Annotated in this window: 18 protein-coding genes; 8 read left to right on the top strand and 10 right to left on the bottom strand. The window is 61.6% G+C overall.

Annotation, left to right across the window (positions count from 1 at the left end; translation table 11 throughout):
• Positions 1-264 precede the first annotated feature (264 nt).
• On the top strand, positions 265-1878 hold the full coding sequence (locus BMY98_RS18705) for an NAD(P)/FAD-dependent oxidoreductase (RefSeq protein ID WP_074891639.1): 1614 nt from the start codon (positions 265-267) through the stop codon (positions 1876-1878).
• A gap of 117 nt (positions 1879-1995) precedes the next feature.
• On the opposite strand, the gene BMY98_RS18700 is transcribed toward BMY98_RS18705, so the two are convergent.
• The 6 genes from BMY98_RS18700 to dinG all read right to left on the bottom strand — a co-directional run bounded on the left by BMY98_RS18700 (position 1996) and on the right by dinG (position 10484).
• Entirely contained in the window at positions 1996-2460 is a 465-nt protein-coding gene (locus tag BMY98_RS18700; RefSeq protein WP_037012225.1) for an outer membrane lipoprotein, read from the bottom strand.
• Positions 2461-2668: 208 nt separating this feature from the next.
• Positions 2669-3316, bottom strand: a complete 648-nt coding sequence (gene pdxH / locus BMY98_RS18695; RefSeq protein ID WP_074891637.1) for a pyridoxamine 5'-phosphate oxidase — start codon at positions 3314-3316, stop codon at positions 2669-2671.
• Between the two features lie 48 nt (positions 3317-3364).
• The gene (locus tag BMY98_RS18690; protein WP_074891635.1) at positions 3365-4477 is read right to left on the bottom strand and encodes an OmpA family protein; all 1113 of its coding nucleotides are present in this window, start codon (positions 4475-4477) and stop codon (positions 3365-3367) included.
• A gap of 150 nt (positions 4478-4627) precedes the next feature.
• Positions 4628-5776 carry a serine hydrolase domain-containing protein gene (locus tag BMY98_RS18685; protein ID WP_074891633.1) on the bottom strand — a complete coding sequence of 383 codons (1149 nt, stop codon included), beginning with the start codon at positions 5774-5776 and terminating at the stop codon, positions 4628-4630.
• 73 nt (positions 5777-5849) lie between these two features.
• Complete coding sequence (locus BMY98_RS18680; protein ID WP_074891631.1) at positions 5850-8228, bottom strand: beta-galactosidase; 2379 nt, start codon at positions 8226-8228, stop codon at positions 5850-5852.
• A gap of 111 nt (positions 8229-8339) precedes the next feature.
• Positions 8340-10484, bottom strand: a complete 2145-nt coding sequence (gene dinG / locus BMY98_RS18675) for an ATP-dependent DNA helicase DinG (protein WP_065992603.1) — start codon at positions 10482-10484, stop codon at positions 8340-8342.
• A gap of 129 nt (positions 10485-10613) precedes the next feature.
• Between dinG and BMY98_RS18670 the strand changes: the two genes are divergently transcribed.
• Entirely contained in the window at positions 10614-11078 is a 465-nt protein-coding gene (locus BMY98_RS18670) for a CopD family protein (protein ID WP_074891629.1), read from the top strand.
• Between the two features lie 96 nt (positions 11079-11174).
• On the opposite strand, the gene BMY98_RS18665 is transcribed toward BMY98_RS18670, so the two are convergent.
• The 3 genes from BMY98_RS18665 to BMY98_RS18650 all read right to left on the bottom strand — a co-directional run bounded on the left by BMY98_RS18665 (position 11175) and on the right by BMY98_RS18650 (position 13517).
• The gene (locus tag BMY98_RS18665; RefSeq protein WP_108120584.1) at positions 11175-11948 is read right to left on the bottom strand and encodes a hypothetical protein; all 774 of its coding nucleotides are present in this window, start codon (positions 11946-11948) and stop codon (positions 11175-11177) included.
• Positions 11941-12216 carry a DUF1145 domain-containing protein gene (locus tag BMY98_RS18660; protein WP_074891627.1) on the bottom strand — a complete coding sequence of 92 codons (276 nt, stop codon included), beginning with the start codon at positions 12214-12216 and terminating at the stop codon, positions 11941-11943. Before BMY98_RS18660 ends, BMY98_RS18665 begins: the two co-directional genes overlap by 8 nt.
• A 599-nt stretch (positions 12217-12815) precedes the next feature.
• Positions 12816-13517: a PA1041 family peptidoglycan-binding anchor lipoprotein gene (locus BMY98_RS18650; protein WP_074891623.1), complete on the bottom strand. Its 702-nt coding sequence runs from the start codon at positions 13515-13517 to the stop codon at positions 12816-12818.
• A gap of 241 nt (positions 13518-13758) precedes the next feature.
• Between BMY98_RS18650 and BMY98_RS18645 the strand changes: the two genes are divergently transcribed.
• A complete protein-coding gene (locus BMY98_RS18645) occupies positions 13759-14256 on the top strand; it encodes a DUF6231 family protein (RefSeq protein ID WP_074891621.1) in 498 nt (165 codons plus the stop codon).
• A 10-nt stretch (positions 14257-14266) separates the two neighbouring features.
• Positions 14267-14740, top strand: a complete 474-nt coding sequence (locus BMY98_RS18640) for a YchJ family protein (RefSeq protein WP_074891619.1) — start codon at positions 14267-14269, stop codon at positions 14738-14740.
• A 45-nt stretch (positions 14741-14785) separates the two neighbouring features.
• Here the strand turns inward: BMY98_RS18640 and BMY98_RS18635 are convergent, their stop codons facing one another.
• The gene (locus BMY98_RS18635; RefSeq protein ID WP_074891617.1) at positions 14786-15376 is read right to left on the bottom strand and encodes a hypothetical protein; all 591 of its coding nucleotides are present in this window, start codon (positions 15374-15376) and stop codon (positions 14786-14788) included.
• Between the two features lie 101 nt (positions 15377-15477).
• Between BMY98_RS18635 and BMY98_RS18630 the strand changes: the two genes are divergently transcribed.
• The 4 genes from BMY98_RS18630 to BMY98_RS18615 all read left to right on the top strand — a co-directional run bounded on the left by BMY98_RS18630 (position 15478) and on the right by BMY98_RS18615 (position 19568).
• Entirely contained in the window at positions 15478-15963 is a 486-nt protein-coding gene (locus BMY98_RS18630) for an LEA/WHy family protein (RefSeq protein ID WP_074891616.1), read from the top strand.
• Between the two features lie 4 nt (positions 15964-15967).
• Positions 15968-16174 (top strand): SEC-C metal-binding domain-containing protein, encoded by a 207-nt coding sequence (locus BMY98_RS18625; protein ID WP_074891614.1) that lies wholly within the window; start codon positions 15968-15970, stop codon positions 16172-16174.
• 122 nt (positions 16175-16296) lie between these two features.
• Positions 16297-16941: a glutathione binding-like protein gene (locus BMY98_RS18620; RefSeq protein ID WP_074891612.1), complete on the top strand. Its 645-nt coding sequence runs from the start codon at positions 16297-16299 to the stop codon at positions 16939-16941.
• A gap of 143 nt (positions 16942-17084) precedes the next feature.
• Positions 17085-19568: a penicillin acylase family protein gene (locus tag BMY98_RS18615; protein WP_074891610.1), complete on the top strand. Its 2484-nt coding sequence runs from the start codon at positions 17085-17087 to the stop codon at positions 19566-19568.
• Positions 19569-19747: the final 179 nt, after the last annotated feature.

Raw genomic sequence — 19747 nt, 5'->3', positions numbered from 1 at the left:
GAACTCCCGGCCAACGAAAATCCACTGTAGGAGCGCGCTTGCCCGCGATCGGCTGCGCAGCAGTCGCGAAACCTGACGCCCCGGCTTCTCCTGACACACCGAGTGCACCGGTTTGCTGTCGCTTCGCGCCAGATCGCGGGCAAGCGCGCTCCTACACACCTGCGCTGTACGCTGCGACCACCGCATCACGCCCAATCTGGCTTATAATCGCGCGCTCTTGTAGTGCTGCCGGGCCGATCCTGCGGCCCGAAACCGGATCTTTCAATGTTACGAATCACCGAATTCAAACTGCCGCTGGACCACGCGGACGACGAACTGCGCCCCGCACTTCTGCAACGTCTGGCCATCGGCAGCGACGAGCTTCTGGATTTCACCCTGTTCAAGCGCAGCTACGATGCGCGCAAGAAATCCACCGAACTGCAGTTCATTTACACCGTCGACTTCCAGGTGCGCGACGAAGCCGCCCTGCTTCAGCGCCTGAGCCACGACAAACACATCGGCCCGGCCCCGGACGTGAGTTACAAGGTGGTGGGCCACGCCCCTGCCGATCTGAGCGAGCGCCCGCTGGTGGTGGGCTTCGGCCCGTGCGGGATTTTCGCGGGTCTATTGCTGGCGCAAATGGGCTTCAAACCGATCATTCTGGAGCGCGGTACCGAAGTCCGTCAGCGCACCAAGGACACCTGGGGCCTGTGGCGCAAGAATGTGCTCAAACCTGAGTCCAACGTGCAGTTCGGCGAGGGCGGCGCGGGGACGTTTTCCGACGGCAAGCTTTACAGCCAGATCAAAGACCCGAAATTCATCGGCCGCAAGGTCTTGCACGAGTTCGTCAAAGCTGGCGCGCCGGAAGAGATTCTCTACGTCAGCAAACCGCACATCGGTACTTTCCGCCTGACCGGCGTGGTCGAGAACATGCGTCATCAGATCGAAGCGCTGGGCGGCGAAGTGCGCTTCCAGCAACGCGTCACCGATGTGCTGATCGAAGACGGCCAGATGCAGGGCGTCGTGCTCGACAGCGGCGAGCGCATCGACTCGCGGCACGTCATTCTGGCGCTGGGCCACAGCGCGCGCGACACGTTCCGCATGCTCCACGGGCGCGGCGTGTTCATGGAAGCCAAGCCGTTTTCGGTCGGCTTTCGCATCGAGCACCCGCAAGGCTTGATCGACCGAGCCCGACTGGGCAAGTACGCCGGTCACCCGAAGCTTGGCGCTGCCGATTACAAGCTGGTGCACCACGCCAAAAATGGCCGTTCGGTGTACAGCTTCTGCATGTGCCCCGGTGGCACCGTGGTGGCGGCGACCTCTGAGCCCAACCGTGTCGTCACCAACGGCATGAGCCAGTACTCACGTAACGAGCGCAACGCCAACTCCGGCATTGTCGTGGGCATCACACCCGAGCAGGATTATCCAGGCAGCCCGCTGGCAGGCATCGAATTGCAGGAGCGTCTGGAATCCCACGCCTACATCATGGGCGGCGAAAACTACGAAGCCCCGGCCCAACTGGTGGGTGATTTCATCGCAGGCAAAGCCTCAACGGCACTGGGCAGCGTCGAACCTTCCTACAAGCCGGGCGTGAAGCTGACCGACCTCGCCGACGCATTGCCCGCCTTTGCCATCGAAGCCATTCGTGAGGCGCTGCCCGCGTTCGAGAAGCAGATCAGAGGATTTTCGCAGCACGACGCGATCCTCACCGGCATCGAAACGCGCACTTCCTCGCCCCTGCGCATCACCCGTGGCGAAGACATGCAGAGCCTGAACGTCAAAGGTCTGTTCCCGGCGGGGGAAGGCGCGGGCTATGCCGGCGGCATCCTGTCGGCCGGTGTCGATGGCATTCGCATCGCCGAAGGCCTGGCTCGCAGCATGTTGGGTATCACTGGATAAGCCGCTACACGTCAAAGTCTGTGCTGAAACAGCGTGCTGAAATGCAAAACGCCCCGAATGATCGGGGCGTTTTCGCAAGCGGGCTTTTACACCGAGCTTCAGGACATCCAGCGCGGTTTAGTGGCTGACGCGACTGGTGCCGTTAACGGTCATGATGCGAACGCGTTCACCCACACGGAAGATTTCGTTTTCCTGAACTTCCTGCACGTAAGCGCGCATGGTGCCGTCGTCTTCACGCACGGTGATCTCGACACCTTGAGCGCGGGTCAGGCCGCCTTCCGCTGCCGAACCCAACAGACCACCGGCGACCGCACCGATCACGGCCGTCACGATGCTGCCGCGACCGCCACCGATGGCGCTGCCACCCACGCCACCGACGATAGCACCGGCACCTGCGCCGATCGGGGTCTTGGTGCCTTCAATCTTCACCGGCCGCAGCGATTCGATAGTACCCAGGCGTACGGTCTGCACCTGACGAGCTTCGTCGCGCGAGTACGAGTCGCCGGTGAGGCTTGAAGTACAGCCGCCCAGCGTCAGCGCCATGGCGGTGAACGAAGCAACCAACAGAACAGACTTGCGCATAACAGTTATCTCCATAGGAACAGGTAGCCATTAGACTCTGCGACACCAATCGATGTCACTGCCCTGTACCGATAATTTACGTTTATTCAGGCGTAATACAGCAACCCGCCGACGTCTACTTCAGTGGACGACGGCGCCGGGGATTGATTCAAAGAAAAGTGTGACAGAGACCTTGGGGTTGAAAGACCGGCAGTCCGAAGACCCGCACTCAGGGCGCGAGACGCTCGCGCTGCCACTGATCTTCAACCAGACGATAGTTCAGGCGGTCATGCAGACGGCTTGGACGACCCTGCCAGAATTCGATGCGATCCGGCACCAGACGATAACCGCCCCAGTGATCGGGACAGTCAGGCTGGGTGTCCATAAACCGCGCCTCGGTGTCCTTGAGCAAGCCTTCGAGCTCTTCGCGGTCAGCGATCACCCGGCTTTGCGGCGACGCCCAGGCACCCAGGCGGCTGCCGAGAGGACGTACCTGAAAATAAGCGTCGGATTCTTGGTGACTGACCCTGGTCACGCGGCCTTCGATGCGCACCTGACGTTCCAGCGCAGGCCAGAAAAAGGTCATGGCAGCGAAAGGTCGGGCGTCCAGCTGCTGACCTTTGGCGCTCTCATAGTTCGAAAAGAACGTAAAACCCTGAGCGTCCAGACCTTTGAGCAGCAGGACCCGGCAGTGCGGACGGCCGCCGGCGTCGACGGTCGCCAGCGTCATGGCGTTGGCCTCGACCGGCGCTTGCTCGGTTTCGACCGCTTCGTTGAACCAGCGATGAAACAGTGCGAAGGGTTCTTCCGGAGCCTGGGCTTCGGTCAGCCCTTCGCGGGCATAGTTACGACGCATATCGGCCAGACGCTGGCTCATCACTGCCTTCCTTAATCGAGATCCGTTAACAGAATCCCGATCTTAACCTCAGTTGCCGGCTTGAGCATCCGGAGCAGGTTTTTTGGCCGCAGCTTTCGCAGGCGCTGCCTTGGCTTTCGCCGGCGCAGCTTTCTTCACAGGTGCTTTTTTGGCCGCAGGCGCTTTGGCTGCGGACGCCTTTGTAGCAGCGGCTTTCTTGACCGGTGCGGCCGATTTGACGGGCGCAGCAGCCTTGGTCGGCGCAGCAACCGGTGCCGGAGCCGGCGCGTTGGCCGTTTGCACGGCCAGCAGGGTTGGCGCTGGTGGCAAGTTGTACTTGGCCATCTGGGCGACCATTGTGTCTTGCGGCGTCAGGATGATTTCCACACGACGGTTAAGTGCGCGACCCGGCACGCTATCGCTGGCTGCACGGGGCATATCGGCGCCCATGCCACGCAGGCTCAGACGGTTACGCTGCAGGCCGCTGAGGCGGAAAATCGCCGCGACCGACTGTGCGCGTTGCTGGCTGATCTTGAGATCGGCATCGGTGGCGACATCGCTGTGGCCCAACACCAGCACGGCGGCGCGAGGGTCGACTTCAACGATCTTGGCCATGCGGCTGATAGGGCCCAGATTGGTCGGCAGGAGCATTTCCGGACGCTTCGGATTGAAGGTGCTGTCGACCGGAGCCGTCACCACGAGGATGTCGTCACGGCGCTCAAGCTGGAACTGGCTGTCCTTGATGGCTTCGCGGACTTTCGGCTCGTTCAGATCCAGCCAGGCCTGGGTCACCTTCGGATCGACCTTGGCAACAGCCGGCGCGGCATCTTTCTTGGCGTCGGTTGCACCGAACGGCCACCACCACTTGTTGGCGTCGCCGGCCTGGGCAACGGGCGGAGCTGCAGCCGGTTGAGTGGCGGCTACTTCCGGTTTCTTCTCGGCTTCGCCGTGGTCAGAGCCGAACGGCCAGTACCAGCGCGTACCGGTTTCGGTCTGGGCTTTCGCGACTTGCGCAGCCGCCGGGCTTGGCGCCGGGGCTGGGGCTGCAGGAGCGGCATCGGCGCCCTTGCCTGAACCGAACGACCACCAGTGGTCATTGCTGGCCGACTGATCCTGAGGAGTTTGCGCGCAGCCGGTGACGGCGAGGCAAATGGCGAATGCGAGACTTTTGTTAGCTGACATGGGTGACCCACATGAATAATTGATCAGAAAATGAACGACGCAGCGCTCATATAACACGCATGAACACCGTTTTGGAAAAAGAAACCGCCCTACGGCTGCGTTATGCAGATTTAACTGACAGTCGGTAGAACAAGCACTTAACAGCGATAGTTATTGCAAACACTCACCAAACACACGCACCAGACGCTGAGCGCGCGGATCCATCAGCACGTAGGGACCGAGGGTATTTGTCACAAACCCGAACGCCACATCGCGCTCGGGATCGGCAAAACCGACCGAGCCGCCTGCGCCGGGGTGGCCAAATGACTTGGCACCCAGCCCGAACGTCGCGTTGGGCACCGCGGGTTGATCGAGCATGCAGCCCAGACCGAAGCGGGTCTGGGTGAGCAGCGTCTTGTCCTGGCCGATGCTGTGCTCACGGGTCAGTTCGTTGAGCAGGTCGCCGTCCAGCAGGCTGCCATCGAGCAAGCCGCTGTAAAAACCGGCCAGACTGCGTGCGTTGCCATGGCCATTGGCGGCAGGTTGCTGCATGCGCCGCCATTCCGGCTTGTTGGTGCTGGTCATGATCGACGGAGGGTTGGTGAACGCCCTCGCCGTCATGGAAGCAGGCTCGCGCATCGTGGTCTGCAACAGGCGCTGCGCGGACTCATCCCCTGCATTGCCCTTGCCCCTGGCGATGTGGGCAACACGATGAAACTCTTCATCGGCCAGACCGACATGGAAATCCAGGCCCAACGGCCGCGAAATACGCGCAGCGATGGATTCACCCGGACCGCGCCCGTCGGCACGACGAATCATCTCGCCCACCAGCCAGCCGTAGGTGATGGCGGCATAGCCGTGGCCCTGCCCCGGCGTCCACCAGGGTTCCTCGGCAGCCAATACGCTGGTCATGGCCTGCCAGTCGTAAAGCGCTTCGGCCGGCAATATTTCACGGATCGCCGGGAGCCCGGCCTGATGGCAGAGCAACTGGCGCAGCGTGATGAACTGTTTGCCGTTGGCAGCGAACTCGGGCCAGAGACGGGCGATGGGCTCATCCAGATTCAGCTTGCCCTCGCCCACCAATTGCAAGGCGGTTACTGCAGTAAAGGTCTTGGTGCAGGAGAAGAGATTGGCGATGGTGTCGCTGTGCCAGACCTCGCCGCCATCCTTGTCTGCCGTGCCCGCCCACAGATCCAGCACCGTCTCCCCGCCGATCTGCACGCACAGCGCAGCGCCACGCTCCTGCGGGTCGTCGAACAGCGCGGCAAATGCCTCGCGTACGGCCTCAAACTGAAGCTCGAAATGGCCTTGAATCTGCACGGTCTGGCTCTCCGGTCGGGCTGAAAAATGGCGAACATTGTTCCAGCGATTGAACGCTTTGGGAACCGCCCGGTTAAGGGCGCTTGCCGATCACATCCACGATCTGTGCATTGGCCTTGCGCACCGCTTCGACGAAGCCCTGGTACGGCACGTCGGTGATGCCCACCAGTCCGAGATGGCCGTTTTCACCGTCCAGCAATCGGCCGGTGACAGGCTGGTCCAGGTACTGGAACCAGTGCACGCCGACGATAGAAGGCTCGGCCAACGCGCTTTTCAGGAAATTGGCATACGCCGGGCCGCGATCTTCTTCACGCGGCACTTCAATCACCCCGCCCCAGAACGGCCCGCGATCACGGGAGCCAAAGTGAAACTCACTGACCAGCACAGGCTTGTCGAGCACGCGCAGTTTCGCGAAGTCCACGCCATCCTGCGGTTTGAGCGTATAGAAATTGAAGCTCAGCACATCGCAGAACTTGGCGCAGGCTTCGACCGCCTCAGGGCTGGTGACCCCAAAGCGCCCGCCCAGCAGCAAATGGTTCGGCGCATGCCACTTGAGCGCGTCAGAAATGGTTTTGAAATAGGTCTCGGCGAACACACGCTGGAAATACCTGAAGTCGTTTTCGATCTCCGGGTGCTCTGCACTCGGCAGCGGCGGCTCGAAGCCCGGGTCTTCCATCAACTCCCACGCTGCCAGGTGAATACCCCACGCTTTGGACAAACCCTCTTCGTTGCGGTACTTGTCGCGCAACTGCTTGAGAAACGCGCGCTTGGCCGGTACATCGGTGGTCAACTTCAGGGTGCCGTAAGCCAATGCGTAGCGATCCTTCGGATCGTTGCCCGGCGCAGCCCAGGCCAATTCGTTATCGGCGAAATAGCCGATCAGGTACGGGTCGTCGCGATGGTCGCGCGCTGCGATGGCGACGGCCCGCTCGGTGGCCATGGCGAAGCGCGGATCGAAAGGATCCGGCATGCCGCCCCACCAATCAAGTCCCGTGCTGATGCTCACGTAGTCGCCAACGATGGAAAGCGGCAGCGTGTAGGGCACGCGTTCCTTTTTGCTGCTTTCGAGGTTTTCCAGCGCGGACTCGCTCCAGTTGCCGACGGTGGTGAAGCCCCACGCCTGCAAGCGTTGCAGGGTGTGATCAACCCAGCGTTTGCGGTCCACAATTACCGGCTTGCATTCAATGACAGGTGCAGGCGCGGCGGCTTTTTCGGGCTGAGGCGCTGGCGCGGTCTGCCCGTTAGAGCCATCGGCAGCGGACGCGGTCGTTGCTGGTGTGGTGGCTGAAGTGCTGGCTGGCGTTTCGTCTTCGTCGTCAGCCGGATCAACAGGCTTTGAGATTTCCACGCACTTCGGCACGCCATAAGTGCGTTGCAGGTTTGCACCATAGAAGTCAAACCAGCGGCCCTGATCGAACTGCCGGTTGCGGTTGGCGCCCGTCTCGCGGTTGTCATCGCCCTTGCCATAGAACGCGGCGAGCGGATCGTCGCTGCCAGGCAGGCCGGTGAACATGGCTTCGCGGCCTTCGACGTAGGTCTGGCTGTCGTCAGCGGAGACGGCGTTTACCCCCAGTGAGTAAAAAGGGTGGCCTTCGGGCGTCACCAGGTACCAGCGCTCGTCGCGCTTCTCGGTGCGGAAAAAGCCCTTCGCTTCGAACGCCGGTCCGTTGAGCAAGCCGCCGTATTTATCGTGGGCAGGACGGTCTTTCAGCCAGGTTTGCAGCTGTTGCTGCTCCTTGCCCGCCAGCGTCCTGAGCTGGTCGTCGCTGGTGACCTTCTCCGGCCACTTGCCCCGGGTGAACTGACCGTAGCCGTCGACGAGGCTGCTGTAGGCAGCGGTTTGCAGTCCATCGCCCTCCTGCACGCCGAACTTTTCGATCAAAACGGACTGCGCAACGTTGGGTTGAGACATCGACACGGTGACCGATGAAACCTCCGCGCTGTTCAGGTCACCTTCGGTGTTGGCCAGCAACACGCGCTGCCCCTCGTAAACCCAAGGCATCGGCGGGCCGGCGCGCATGCCCTGGCTCAGCGGCGAACTGGCCTTGAGCGGCAGCACCAGGGTTTGCGCCGGGCCAGCCGGCAGGTCGATACGGCTGGTGAGGATTTTGCCGTCGCGGCTTTCGATCTGCACGTACACCGTCAATGCCCAGTCCATCGCGCTCTGAAGGCGCAAGGTCATGGCGCTGTCGTTACTCCAGTCCCAGACGCCGGTCTGCGGGGTCAGTCGCAGGCTGGGTTTGGCGACCGGGTTGAAAACCACCCGGCGCAGCACTTCGCCTTCAGCCGTCTGTTCAGCGTTGGCCTGGGGAAACCCGGCGTCCTGGGTCGTGACCTTCACCACGTCGGCGGGCCGGACGAAATTGAACAGCGTCTGCTGTACGTCGGGCGCGGCGTGGGCCACGCCGGCGCACAGCGTGGCGAAGATGGCGGGCAGTGAACGGCGAATCATGTGTTCTGAAGCTCCTTGATCGTCTGAGGCCCGGAGCACGACAGGGGGCGCGCGCATCCGGGCGGACCGAGTTTAAGACCCGGTCAACCGTGTTTCATTTGCAACACGGGGTCAGGAAATTTCGCGCCGGAATGGCGGCAGTGCGTTGAGGATGGCTTTGCCATAGCGTTGGGTCACGACCCGGCGATCCAGCAGCGTGATGATGCCGCGATCCTGTTCAGTACGCAGCAGACGACCGCAGGCCTGGATCAGGCGCAGCGAGGCGTCGGGAACGGCGATTTCCATGAACGGATTGCCGCCTCGCGCTTCGATCCATTCGGCCAGAGCGGCTTCGACCGGATCATCCGGCACGGCGAAGGGAATCTTGGCGATCACTACGTGCTCGCAGTAGGCGCCCGGCAGGTCGACCCCTTCAGCGAAGCTCGCCAACCCGAACAGCACGCTTTCATCGCCACCGTCGACCCGCGCCTTGTGCTTGTTGAGGGTTTCCTGTTTGGACAGATTGCCCTGGATGAACACTCGCTTGCGCCAGTCCCGCTCCAGCCCGTCGAACACTTCCTGCATCTGTTTGCGCGACGAGAACAGCACCAGTGTGCCTTTGGAGCCTTCGACCAGATTTGGCAGTTCACGGATGATGGCGGCCGTATGTTCGGCGGCGTTGCGAGGGTCGGCTTTGAGGTCCGGCACGCGCAAGACGCCGGCGTCGGCATGGTGAAACGGACTCGGCACCACGGCGGTGACGGCGTCTTTCGGCAGGCCGGCGCGCATGCGGAAACGGTCGAACTTGCCCAGCGCGGTCAGGGTGGCCGAGGTCACCAGCGCGCCGTAGGCGACGTTCCAGAGGTTGCGGCGCAGCATTTCGGCGGCCAGGATCGGGCTGGCGTTGACCTCGATGTCGAACAGCGAGCCGCTGTCGGCCAGGGTCAGCCAGCGCGCCATGGGCGGGCTGTTTTCCGGGTCTTCGGCGGTGAAGGCGGTCCACAATTCCCAGTTGCCATGGGCCCGTGCCAGCAAGCTGCCGAACAGCGGATACCACTCTTCCGCCTGATGGCTGGCGATGCCGATGTTGACCTCGCCGTCCATGCCTTCTTTAAGCAGTTCGGTCAGGCGCGTGAACAGGTCGTCGAGGCGGGCGAAGCCTTTTTTCAGCTCGATGCCCATTTCGCGCATGTGTTCGGGGACCACACCGCCGACGAAGCGATGGCGCGGACGCTCGCGGCCTTCCATGTCTTCGCCTTGCTTGAAGTCGGCAAGCTGCTCGCAGGCCGTGAACATGAACTGCTGCTGGGTCTTGATCTCGCGGGCCAGCTCGGGCACCTGCTCGATCAGCTTGCCCAGGTCGCCCGGCAGCGGGTGCTGGGCGAGCAATTTGGTGAGGTTCTTGGCGGTTTGCTCAAGCCAGTCGGCGGTGGAGCGCAGGCGACTGAAATGGGCGAAGTGGCCGATCGCCTTGTCTGGCAGGTGATGGCCTTCGTCGAACACGTACAGGGTGTCACGGGGATCGGGCAGGACCGCACCGCCACCCAGCGCGAGGTCAGCGAGGACCATGTCGTGGTTGGTGACGATGACGTCGACTTTGCCCATGCCCTCGCGAGCTTTATAAAAGGCGCACTGCTGGAAGTTCGGGCAATGGCGGTTGGTGCACTGACTGTGATCGGTGGTCAGGCGCGCCCAGTCCTGGTCGGCCAGTTCCTGGGGCCAGCTGTCGCGGTCGCCGTCCCATTTGTTGCCGGCGAGCTTTTCGATCATGGTGGTAAAGAGCTTCTGACTGGCCTCGTCCACTTCGATCTTGAAGCCTTCTTCCTCGAACAGCTGTGCGGTCGCGCTCTGGGCGTCGCCTTCCTGCAGCAGCATGTCGAGTTTGGACAGGCACATGTAGCGGCCACGGCCTTTGGCCAGCGCGAACGTGAAGTTCAAGCCGCTGTTGCGCATCAGGTCGGGCAGGTCTTTGTAGACGATCTGCTCCTGCAGGGCGACCGTCGCGGTGGCGATGACCAGGCGCTTGCCCGCAGCCTTGGCGGTCGGAATGGCTGCAATGGCGTAGGCCACGGTTTTACCGGTGCCGGTCCCCGCCTCGACCGCAACCACGGCGGGATCACCCGAACGGCGGCCTTCTTCGTCGGTGTCGACGTCGCCCAGTACCTTCGCCACTTCAGCGATCATCAGGCGCTGGCCGTAACGAGGCTTGAGGCTCTTGGCTTCGAGGAAACGCGAGTAGGCGCCCTGAATCTGGGATTTGAGTTCGGTGCTGATCATGGGCTGGGTCGTTGGCTCGGCGTCACGGGTGCTGAATGAAAACACGAAAACCGCTGGATATATCTTCAGTAGTCGCAGCGGGCGGCTATCATACCGCGCTAATTCTTTCTGCGCAGATCGGAGTTCTCGATGTCACCTGTAGCCTTTGTCTACGCCTTGCATGTGCTGGCAGCGATTGTGTGGGTAGGAGGGATGTTTTTCGCGTGGATGATTCTTCGACCAGCGGTCATTGCCGCTCTGGAGGGCCCGGCCCGGCTGAAGCTGTGGCTGCAAGTATTGCCGCGTTTCTTCGTGTGGGTCTGGTGCGCCGTGATCATGCTGCCGGTGACCGGGATCGGCATGATCAACGTCAACTTCAGCGGCTTTCAGACCGCGCCCCGTTATGTTCAGGTAATGATGGGGCTGTATGTGGTGATGGTGGCGTTGTTTCTGCGCGTTTCGACGCTGAACCTGCCGCAGCTGCGCAAGGCTGTGCTTGCCGAGCAATGGTCGGATGGAGCGGCCGCGATGGCCGGCATTCGGCGTCTGGTGGGGATCAATCTGGTGGTGGGGGTGGCCGTGGTGGCGATCGCTGCCGTCAGGCCAATGTTCTGATGCGTGGGAAGAGCCTGCTGCCGAAAGGCGGGTTAACCCGCCAGTCATTTAGTGGTTTGGATACCGTCTTCTTGAGCAGGCTCACTCCCACAACACTTATAAGTTGCGAACCACGATAGCGCCCGTTGGCCCTACTGCACCGGACTGACCCTTTTCGCCGTTCTTGCCGGACTTGGCGCCGTCAGCGCGATACACCACGCAGCCCTTGGACGCGCCGCCTTTGCCGCCGCGGCCACCGTCGCCGCCAATCCCGCCGGCGCCGCCCTGAACGTTGACCTTGATGCGTTCATTGCCGAAAGTCGCCGGCAGCTCGAGACGAACGATCGCACCCGGCGCGCCGTCACGGCCGTTGCCGCCATTGTCGCCGTCGATCCCGCGACTGGCGGAACCCCAGGTGCAGCCCGGATCGATGCCGTTGCCGCCGTCGAGGCCGACGTAACCGGGCGAGCCTGCGCCGCCGCGGGCGTCGACGAAGAGTTGGTCAGCGTTGAGTTGTTCGATCCGCAGGTTGAGGTTGCGGCCTGGGGTTGGTGCTTTTTCGAAAGTGCCCGGAGCGCCCCGCGCGGTGATTTCGGCGCCGCTGCCGAGGTCGCCCTGTTTGACTTGCAGGCTGAACGGCTCGGCGCTCGGGACGATGGCGATGCGCGATTCGTGGCCCATGATGAGTTGACCGACTTTGACTTCGGTGAGCCCGGCCGGGATCAGGAGGGTGCCGTAGTCGGCGACTTCGAGTCGGTCCAGTTGCAATACGCTGGTTTTGGAGGGCAGGCGCATGAGCGAGTGGGTTTCGACGGAGATGGTCTGGGCCATGATCCAGGGGCTGGTCAGGGCGGACAGCAGGCCTGCCGTCATCAGCATCGCGTTACGCATGGTGTACCTCCGCCAGTGGGCGTTTGAATGTGTTCAGGTGAAATAGGCCGAAGAGCAGAATTTTGAGGCGATCGCGCCAGGGATGGGGGCGGCCGCGCAGGCTGGCGTTGTAGCTGATCAGTTCGATGAGGTGGGTGAGCAGCAAGAGGCCGCCTGCCAGTTTGAACAGTAGGTCGAAGGGATGCGGCATGGCGATGGTCAGGCTGGTGATTACCAGTAGCCAGAATGCTGTTGTCAGTACTTTCCCTGTTCCCCAAATCACACTCATGTGGTGCCTCTGCTGTTTTTGGTTTTGTGCGGTGAAAACGGTTTGCGCACAGTACGGGGAGGCGGGGGACTATGCCAGAGGCAGGTTTCAAAAGTTGCTCGCGTTCACAGGCATGGATTCGGTGAATATCCGTTATTTGTGTTTGCCGGGATTAGGGTTCCGCCCTTACGGCGGGTCACTTTTGGCAAAAGCGCCCCAAAAGTAACCAAAAACGCTTTGCTCCCGGTTGGGTTCCTCCTTCGTCGGAATACCTTCACTCCGGTCTCGCTCCGTGGGCCCGCGCCGAACGGACATCCATGTCCTGACGGCGCTCTCGCCGCATCCATGCGGCTCGACCCACTGCGCGAGACCTCCGTTCAGCCTGCACCCAAGTCGCGTTTGGCGGTGACTGAAATTTTTGTGTTTGAAGATCAAAAGCAGAGCAACAGCTTCCCGGCTGAAGCCGGTCCCACTGAATGCACACGCGTTTTTAGTGGGACCGGCTTTAGCCGGGAAGGGGCCGGTCTGGACAATGGTTTTCTTGAATAGGAAGCTGAATGCCAGGAATAAAAAAACCCCGGCTTTCAAACCGGGGCTTCCTTTAACGCTTCAACCTTGTCTTAACGGTTGATTTTGATCTCGACCCGACGGTTCAGCGATCGGCCGTCGGCGGTTTTGTTGTCGGCCACCGGGCGGGCTTCGCCGTCGCCTTCGACGGACGCGAACGAGGCGCGCGGGATGCCGGCGCTGACGAGGTAGTCGGTCACCGATTGCGCACGTTTTTGCGACAGTTTCTGGTTGTAGGCATCGCTGCCCACGCTGTCAGTGTGGCCGCTGACGTGAAGTTGCACGTTCGGGGCTTCGGTTTTGAGTTTGGTCGCGACCATGTCCAGTTGCTGTTTGTCACCCGGTGTCAGCGTGGCTTTGTTGAACTCGAAGTGCACATCACGAATGGTGATGATTTCTTCTTTCGGCAGCACCACCGGCGCGGCCATCGGTTCAGGGGCTGGTGTCACGATCGGGCAACCGGTCGCATCGACCGGGGTGCCTTTCGGCGTGTCCGGGCATTTGTCCCTGCTGTTGAGGACGCCGTCGCCGTCATCATCGCCATCCCCATGGACCCAGCAATACGCGCCGGCCATCACGCCTACCGCAGCACCGAAGCCTGCCGCAACCGAGGCAGACTGGAAGGCGCCGATCGCTGCGCCGCTCAGTGCGCCACCGGCCGCACAGAGAGGCCAGTCGGTCTTTTGCAAGCCCGCACAACCCGTCAATACACTGGTAACCAGAATCAGAGGTAACGCTGTCCGAATCATGCTCATACGTTTCTTCTCCTTTGGTATCGGCTAAAACCGACTGGAATGCAGTAAAGACGCGAGTGGGGCCGTTCGCCACCCTGATTTCAGGGGTTTACGGTGTTTCACCGCACAATTCGGACTCATCTGTGGCGAATAGCCTTGCTTTTACTCCGTACGCTTCGTCATATCACGAAATCAAAGCGTTCAAGCACTAGGCCATCGAAGTTCAGCACGATAACCTTGCCCGCCTGACCGAGGAACTCCAATGACCGATCGCTTCTCCAGCCGCACGCCGCAACAGGCCCTCGCCGCCCTGCTCGACCTCCATGCGCCGAAACGTCTGCTACTGGTTGGCGCCGAGACTTTTCCGGCATTGCAGGCCTTTCAAGAGGCGCATCCGCAGACTGAACTGGCCAAGGCGACGCCCGGTCTTTTGCCCGCAGACCTGGCAGGTCAGCGCTTCGATCTGGCGCTGGTGGTGGACTGCCTGGAGCACATACCCAAGCGTACGGGGCTGGAGTTGTTGGGCGGTATCCGCAACCTCAATGCCAGCCGGATCGCCGTGCTGGCCGATCTCGATGCCTGCGCCTGGCAGTCCACCGATTTCTATTCGCTGGCACTCCAGGCCAGTGAACGGTTTTCCCGGGATGAACAAGTGCTTACGCTGTTCACCTACGATCTGCGCGAATACAAACAGGTGCCGGACTGGCTGAACGCCAGGTTCTGGGCCAATCCTGAGAATTACGGCAAGTATTGGTGGTGAGAGACGCATCATGAGCAGCGCAATATGCCCTTGCGGCAGCGGCAATCTTCTCGACGGTTGCTGCGGTCGCTATCACGCCGGTCAGCCCGCGCCGTGCGCCGAAGCGCTGATGCGTTCGCGCTACAGCGCTTATGTGCTGGGGTTGGTGGATTATTTGCTGGACACCACATTGCCGGCACAGAAAGACGGGCTGGATCGTGATGCGATCAGCCAGTGGAGCGCACAAAGCACCTGGCTGGGCCTTGAAGTCGAAGGCGCCGAGTTGATCGGCGGCCAGCCTGAACATGCATTCGTGACCTTCACCGCCCGCTGGCACGATGCCGACGGGGAGCATTGTCATCGCGAGCGCTCGGCGTTTGTGCAGCATGACGGACGCTGGTATTTCATCGACCCGACGGTGTCGATCAAAGCCGGTCGTAACGACGCCTGCCCCTGCGGCAGTCAGCAGAAATTCAAGAAGTGCTGTTCGGCTTATCTCTCCTGACCTTCATAACAGTAACGCGGGTCACCACTCAGACACAGGCAGTCCTCAGACCAGTCTGATGTGGGAAACGTCCGGCACCAGCACCTGCTCAAGCGGCTTGTCCTGACCCAGATCAGCGCCAGCCGGTGCCAGGCTCAAGCCGGACAGGTCAAGCTGCGGCGCACGCGCCGGCATCTTCGGATCCTGCACGTCCTGGCCCGGTTCGGAGAGCGTGAAGTCAGGCGCCTCGACGTCCACAAATGCAGCCATGTACACATCGCGCGGTTTGACGCTGGCTTTCCGCGTCGGGGTGGCGTCGTTGGGCGGCGGGGTCAGGCTTGAAGCCTTGCGCGTCCAAGTCGGCTCGTCCGGCGGCGGCGCCAGTTCAACTTCTTCCACCTCGACCAGACCCGGCGCCTCCGCGACCTGCACCATCGACACGACCTGGGCCATGGCACCGGCGCGTTCGAGGGTCGAACGGTACTTTTCGGCAGCCGCGTCATCAAGGTTGTTCTTCAGCACCAGGCGACGGCCGGAGAACAGCAAAGCGATCCGCTGAGCGTCCGCCTGAAACAGCTTTGCCAGGTTGGCCTTGACCAGATCCGGCTGCGCGCCGGGCACCAGTTGGCCGGAAAATACGATTTCGTAGCGCTGCATGGTCAATACTCCTTCGACACATGGCGCGAGTATGGCGCAGGCTGTGGCGAACGGCGAGTCACGTGAAGTGGCGGTCAGACCGTGCATAAAGGGAGCGACCCATGAAGTTTGCAGCACACGTCCTCAGAATCGCAGGTCTCTTCGCGCTCCTCGCGCTGTCGGGCTGCTCGACCTGGATAACCGGCGGCTTCGAAGACCCCGACGTCAAGCTGCTGAAAGTTGAAGTGGTCAAGGCGAAGCTGCTGCGCCAGGATTTCAAGCTGCGCTTCAGGGTCGATAACCCCAACGATTCCAGCCTGTTGGTCCGGGGCCTGCGCTATAAAATCCTGCTCAACGATATGTTGCTCAGCGAAGGCGTCTACAGCGACTGGTTCATCGTCAAAGCCAACAGCCACAAAAACTTTTCCGTGCCGATCCGCACCAATCTGTGGGAACACCTAAAGGACATCTCCAAGGTGCTCGGCAAAGCCAATCAGCCGGTGCATTACCGGTTGGAAGGCAAACTCAAAACCGGATTTTTATTCGGACACAGCGTGCGCATCGGGCGTAATGGCGACATAATCCCCGGCGATTTGATTCCGGAGTGACCCCATGAACCAGCAAGCCCACGTGCACGGTCCTGATTGTGACCACGATCACGACCATCACGATCACCCTCATGACCACGGCCACGTGCACGGCCCCCATTGCGGCCACGCGCCTCAAGAGCCGGTACGCAACACGCTCAAGGACGTTGGTCGCAACGATCCTTGCCCCTGCGGCAGCGAGAAAAAATTCAAGAAATGCCACGGCGCATAATCGCCCGAGCACGTTCTACGGTCTGAATCTTCAGGCCGTTTTCATTTGTGCGAGGGACGTCCGAAGGCGTAAAACAAGTGCAGTCTTAACGGCACTCGTGATGACTTCACCTGGAGCGCGCAATGATCGACCTGCATTACTGGACCACCCCCAACGGCCACAAAGTCTCGATCTTCCTCGAAGAAGCGGGCCTGCCGTACAAGATATTTCCGGTCAACATCGGCGCGAACGAGCAGTTCGAATCCGATTTTCTGAAGATCTCCCCCAACAACAAGATTCCGGCCATCGTCGACCACGAACCTGCTGACGGCGGCCAACCGCTGAGCCTGTTCGAGTCCGGCGCGATCTTGCTGTACCTGGCCGAGAAGACCGGCCGGTTCATGGCGACAGACCTGCGCGGCCGCCAGGAAACCCTGCAGTGGCTGTTCTGGCAGATGGGTGGCCTGGGCCCGATGGCCGGTCAGAATCACCATTTCAACCGGTTCGCCGAAGAGAAGATTCCCTACGCGATCAAGCGTTACGTCGACGAAACCGCGCGCTTGTACGGCGTATTGAATGAGCGTCTGGCTGATCGCACCTTTGTTGCGGGCGAGGACTACGGCATCGCAGACATGGCGATCTACCCATGGATCGTGCCGCATACGTTTCAGAAGCAGAACCTGGATGACTTCCCGCACCTCAAGCGCTGGTTTGACGCTGTGGGCAATCGCGATGCAGTGAAGCGGGCCTACGCGCTGGTCGACAAGATCAATCCGCCGAAGCAGTAATCCCAGGCTCGACAGGGTTCAGGGGGGACGCGCTGATATCCCCTCTGAAACCCGAAAATAAACTCCCTCCCCCTGCTTGCGTGACGCCCGCCTGCTCTCTAACGTAGCGCCTTTTCTACGCCCACCCCCGCAGGAGCTACATCATGGCCTCGCCAGCCCTTTCGACTTTGAAGACGCGCATGAGCGCGGCCGCTGCCATGATCGGGCTCTTGAGCCTGGCCGGTTGCCAGCTGGGCGGTGAAGACCGCGACAGCCTGCCGCCTGCCAGCGGGGTGTTTGCCATTAAAGGGCTGGCACAGAACGTCTCGATTCGCCGCAACAATCTGGGCATGCCACTGATTGAGAGCAGCACGTTCCATGACGCGCTGTTCACCCTCGGCTATGTCCACGCCAGCGATCGCGTTACGCAAATGATGCAAATGCGCCTGCTTGCTCAGGGCCGGCTGTCGGAAATCGCGGGGCCGGGCGCCCTCGATCTCGACCGCATGATGCGCGCCGCCAACCTCAAACAGACCGCAGGCCAGCTGTACGCGGCCTCATCGCCGCGCCTGAAACGCTTCTTCGAGGTGTACGCGCGCGGCGTCAACGCCTACCTGTTCCGCTATCGCGACAAGCTGCCGGCTGACCTCGCCGATTCAGGTTACAAACCTGAATACTGGAAGCCGGAGGACTCGGCGCTGATCTTCAGCCTGCTCAATTTCAGCCTGTCGGTGAACCTGCAGGAGGAGATTTCCTCGCTGGTGCTGGCGCAGAAAGTCGGTGCGGAAAAACTGGCCTGGCTGCTGCCGACCTATCCCGACGAAGCGCTGCCCTTCGCTGAAGCCGACAAGCTCAAAGGCCTGAACCTGGGCAGCCAACTGCCGGGCCTGAGCGACCTGGACAAAGCGGCGCTGCAGCTTTCCGACCTCAACCTGCTGGGCGTTTCGGCGTCGAATAACTGGGTGATCTCACCGCAACGCGCGCGCGCTGGCAAAAGTCTGCTGGCCACTGACAGCCAGCTGGCGCCGACCTTGCCGTCGATGTGGAATTTCGTGCAGATCCGCTCGCCGAAATACCAGGCCGCAGGCGCGACCGTTGCGGGATTGCCGCTGGTCTTGTCCGGCTTCAACGGCAAACTGGCCTGGGGCATGGGGCCGGCAATGGGCGACAACCAGGACCTGTTCCTGGAGAAGCTCAAGCGCGAAAACAACCGCCTGATGGTGATGGCCGACGGCAAATGGGTCGCGGCAGGCGCCCATGAGGAAACCTACTTCGTCAAAGGCCAGAGCCCGGTGCGCGAGCCCGCCTACGAAACACGCCACGGCCCGCTGCTCAACGCAAGTTCGGCGCAGCTGGCCAGTGGCCTGGGCATCGCCTTGCAGACGCCGGACGCCAAAGATGACAAAACCCTCGACGCCCTTTTCGACCTGACCCGCGCGCAAAACGTGCAGCGCGCCTTTGACACCACACGGGAAATCCGCGCCATCACCTTGAACATGGTGTTCGCCGATGCCTCGAACACCGGCTGGCAGGTCACCGGCAAATACCCGAACCGCCGTGACGGGCTCGGCCTGATTCCGTCGCCGGGCTGGGACGGCCGATTCGACTGGGACGGCTATGCTGACGCGATGCTGCATCCGTACGATCAGGATTCGCAGCAAGGCTGGATCGCCACCGCCAACCAGCGCACGGTCCCGAAAGGCTATGGCATGCAGCTGTCCAATTCCTGGGACTACCCGGAGCGTGCCGAGCGCATCGCCGAACTGGCCAGCGCCGGCAAACAGGACACCCGCAGCACCGTCGCCATGCAATACGACCAGACCACGACCTTCGCCGCCAAACTGAAGAAAATGTTCTCCGCGCCGGGCATGTCTGCGCCGCTCAAGCAAGCCATCGACGCCCTGCCAGCGCCAGACCGCGAAAAAGCCCGCGAAGCCTTGGGCCGCCTGATGGCGTTCGACGGCCGGTTGTCGCCAGGTTCGGCTGATGCGGCGATTTACGAACTGTTCCTGCAGGAAAGTGCGCGTCAGACCTTCCTTGACGAACTGGGCCCGGAGACCAGTCCTGCCTGGAAAGCGCTGGTGCAAGGCGCGGACTTGTCCTACTCGCCCCAGGCGGATCACCTGCTGGGCCGCGAAGACAGTCCGTATTGGGACGACGTGAAAACGCCGCAGAAAGAAGACAAACCCGCCATCCTCGCCCGCAGCCTCGCCGCTGCAATCAGCGTCGGTGAAGCCCAACTCGGCCCCGATCACAAAGCCTGGCAGTGGGGCAAACTGCACCCGATTACCTGGACCGCCCAAAGCGCCCAACTTACCGCAGCACTGAGCGGCAACAAGGCAAGCGTGCTCAAAGGCCCGATCGCCACCGGCGGCGACCACACCACCCTCAACGCATCGAACTTCCACTGGGGCCAGGACTTCAACGCCGCCGTCGTCCCGGCCATGCGCATCATCGTCGACTTCGCCCAACAAGAACCGATGATGGCGCAAAACGCCGCCGGCCAATCCGGCAACCCCGCCAGCCCATACAACGCCAACGGCATCGAACCCTGGATGAAAGGCCTGTACATGTCCGTGCCGATGCAACCGGAAAACTTCGAAAAAGCCTACGGCAAGCAGCGCCTGACACTGACGCCCGGGAAGTGAATGCCCCTTGACCCGGGATGACGCAGAGCGTCCCGGGCTGCATTCCCACGCAGAGCGTGGGGAACGATCAAGTGTTTAGCCTTGGGAAGAAGTGGCGCCTGAAATGGCCCCTTCCCGGCTAAAGCCGGTCCCACTAACAGCAGCGCGTGCATCCAAGATTGATGGTGCCTGAAATGGCC

This window comes from Pseudomonas graminis (genome assembly GCF_900111735.1).
Lineage (GTDB): Bacteria > Pseudomonadota > Gammaproteobacteria > Pseudomonadales > Pseudomonadaceae > Aquipseudomonas > Aquipseudomonas graminis.
The sequence above is the reverse complement of the archived record's forward strand: the minus strand, read 5'-3'. Positions and strand labels throughout refer to the sequence as shown.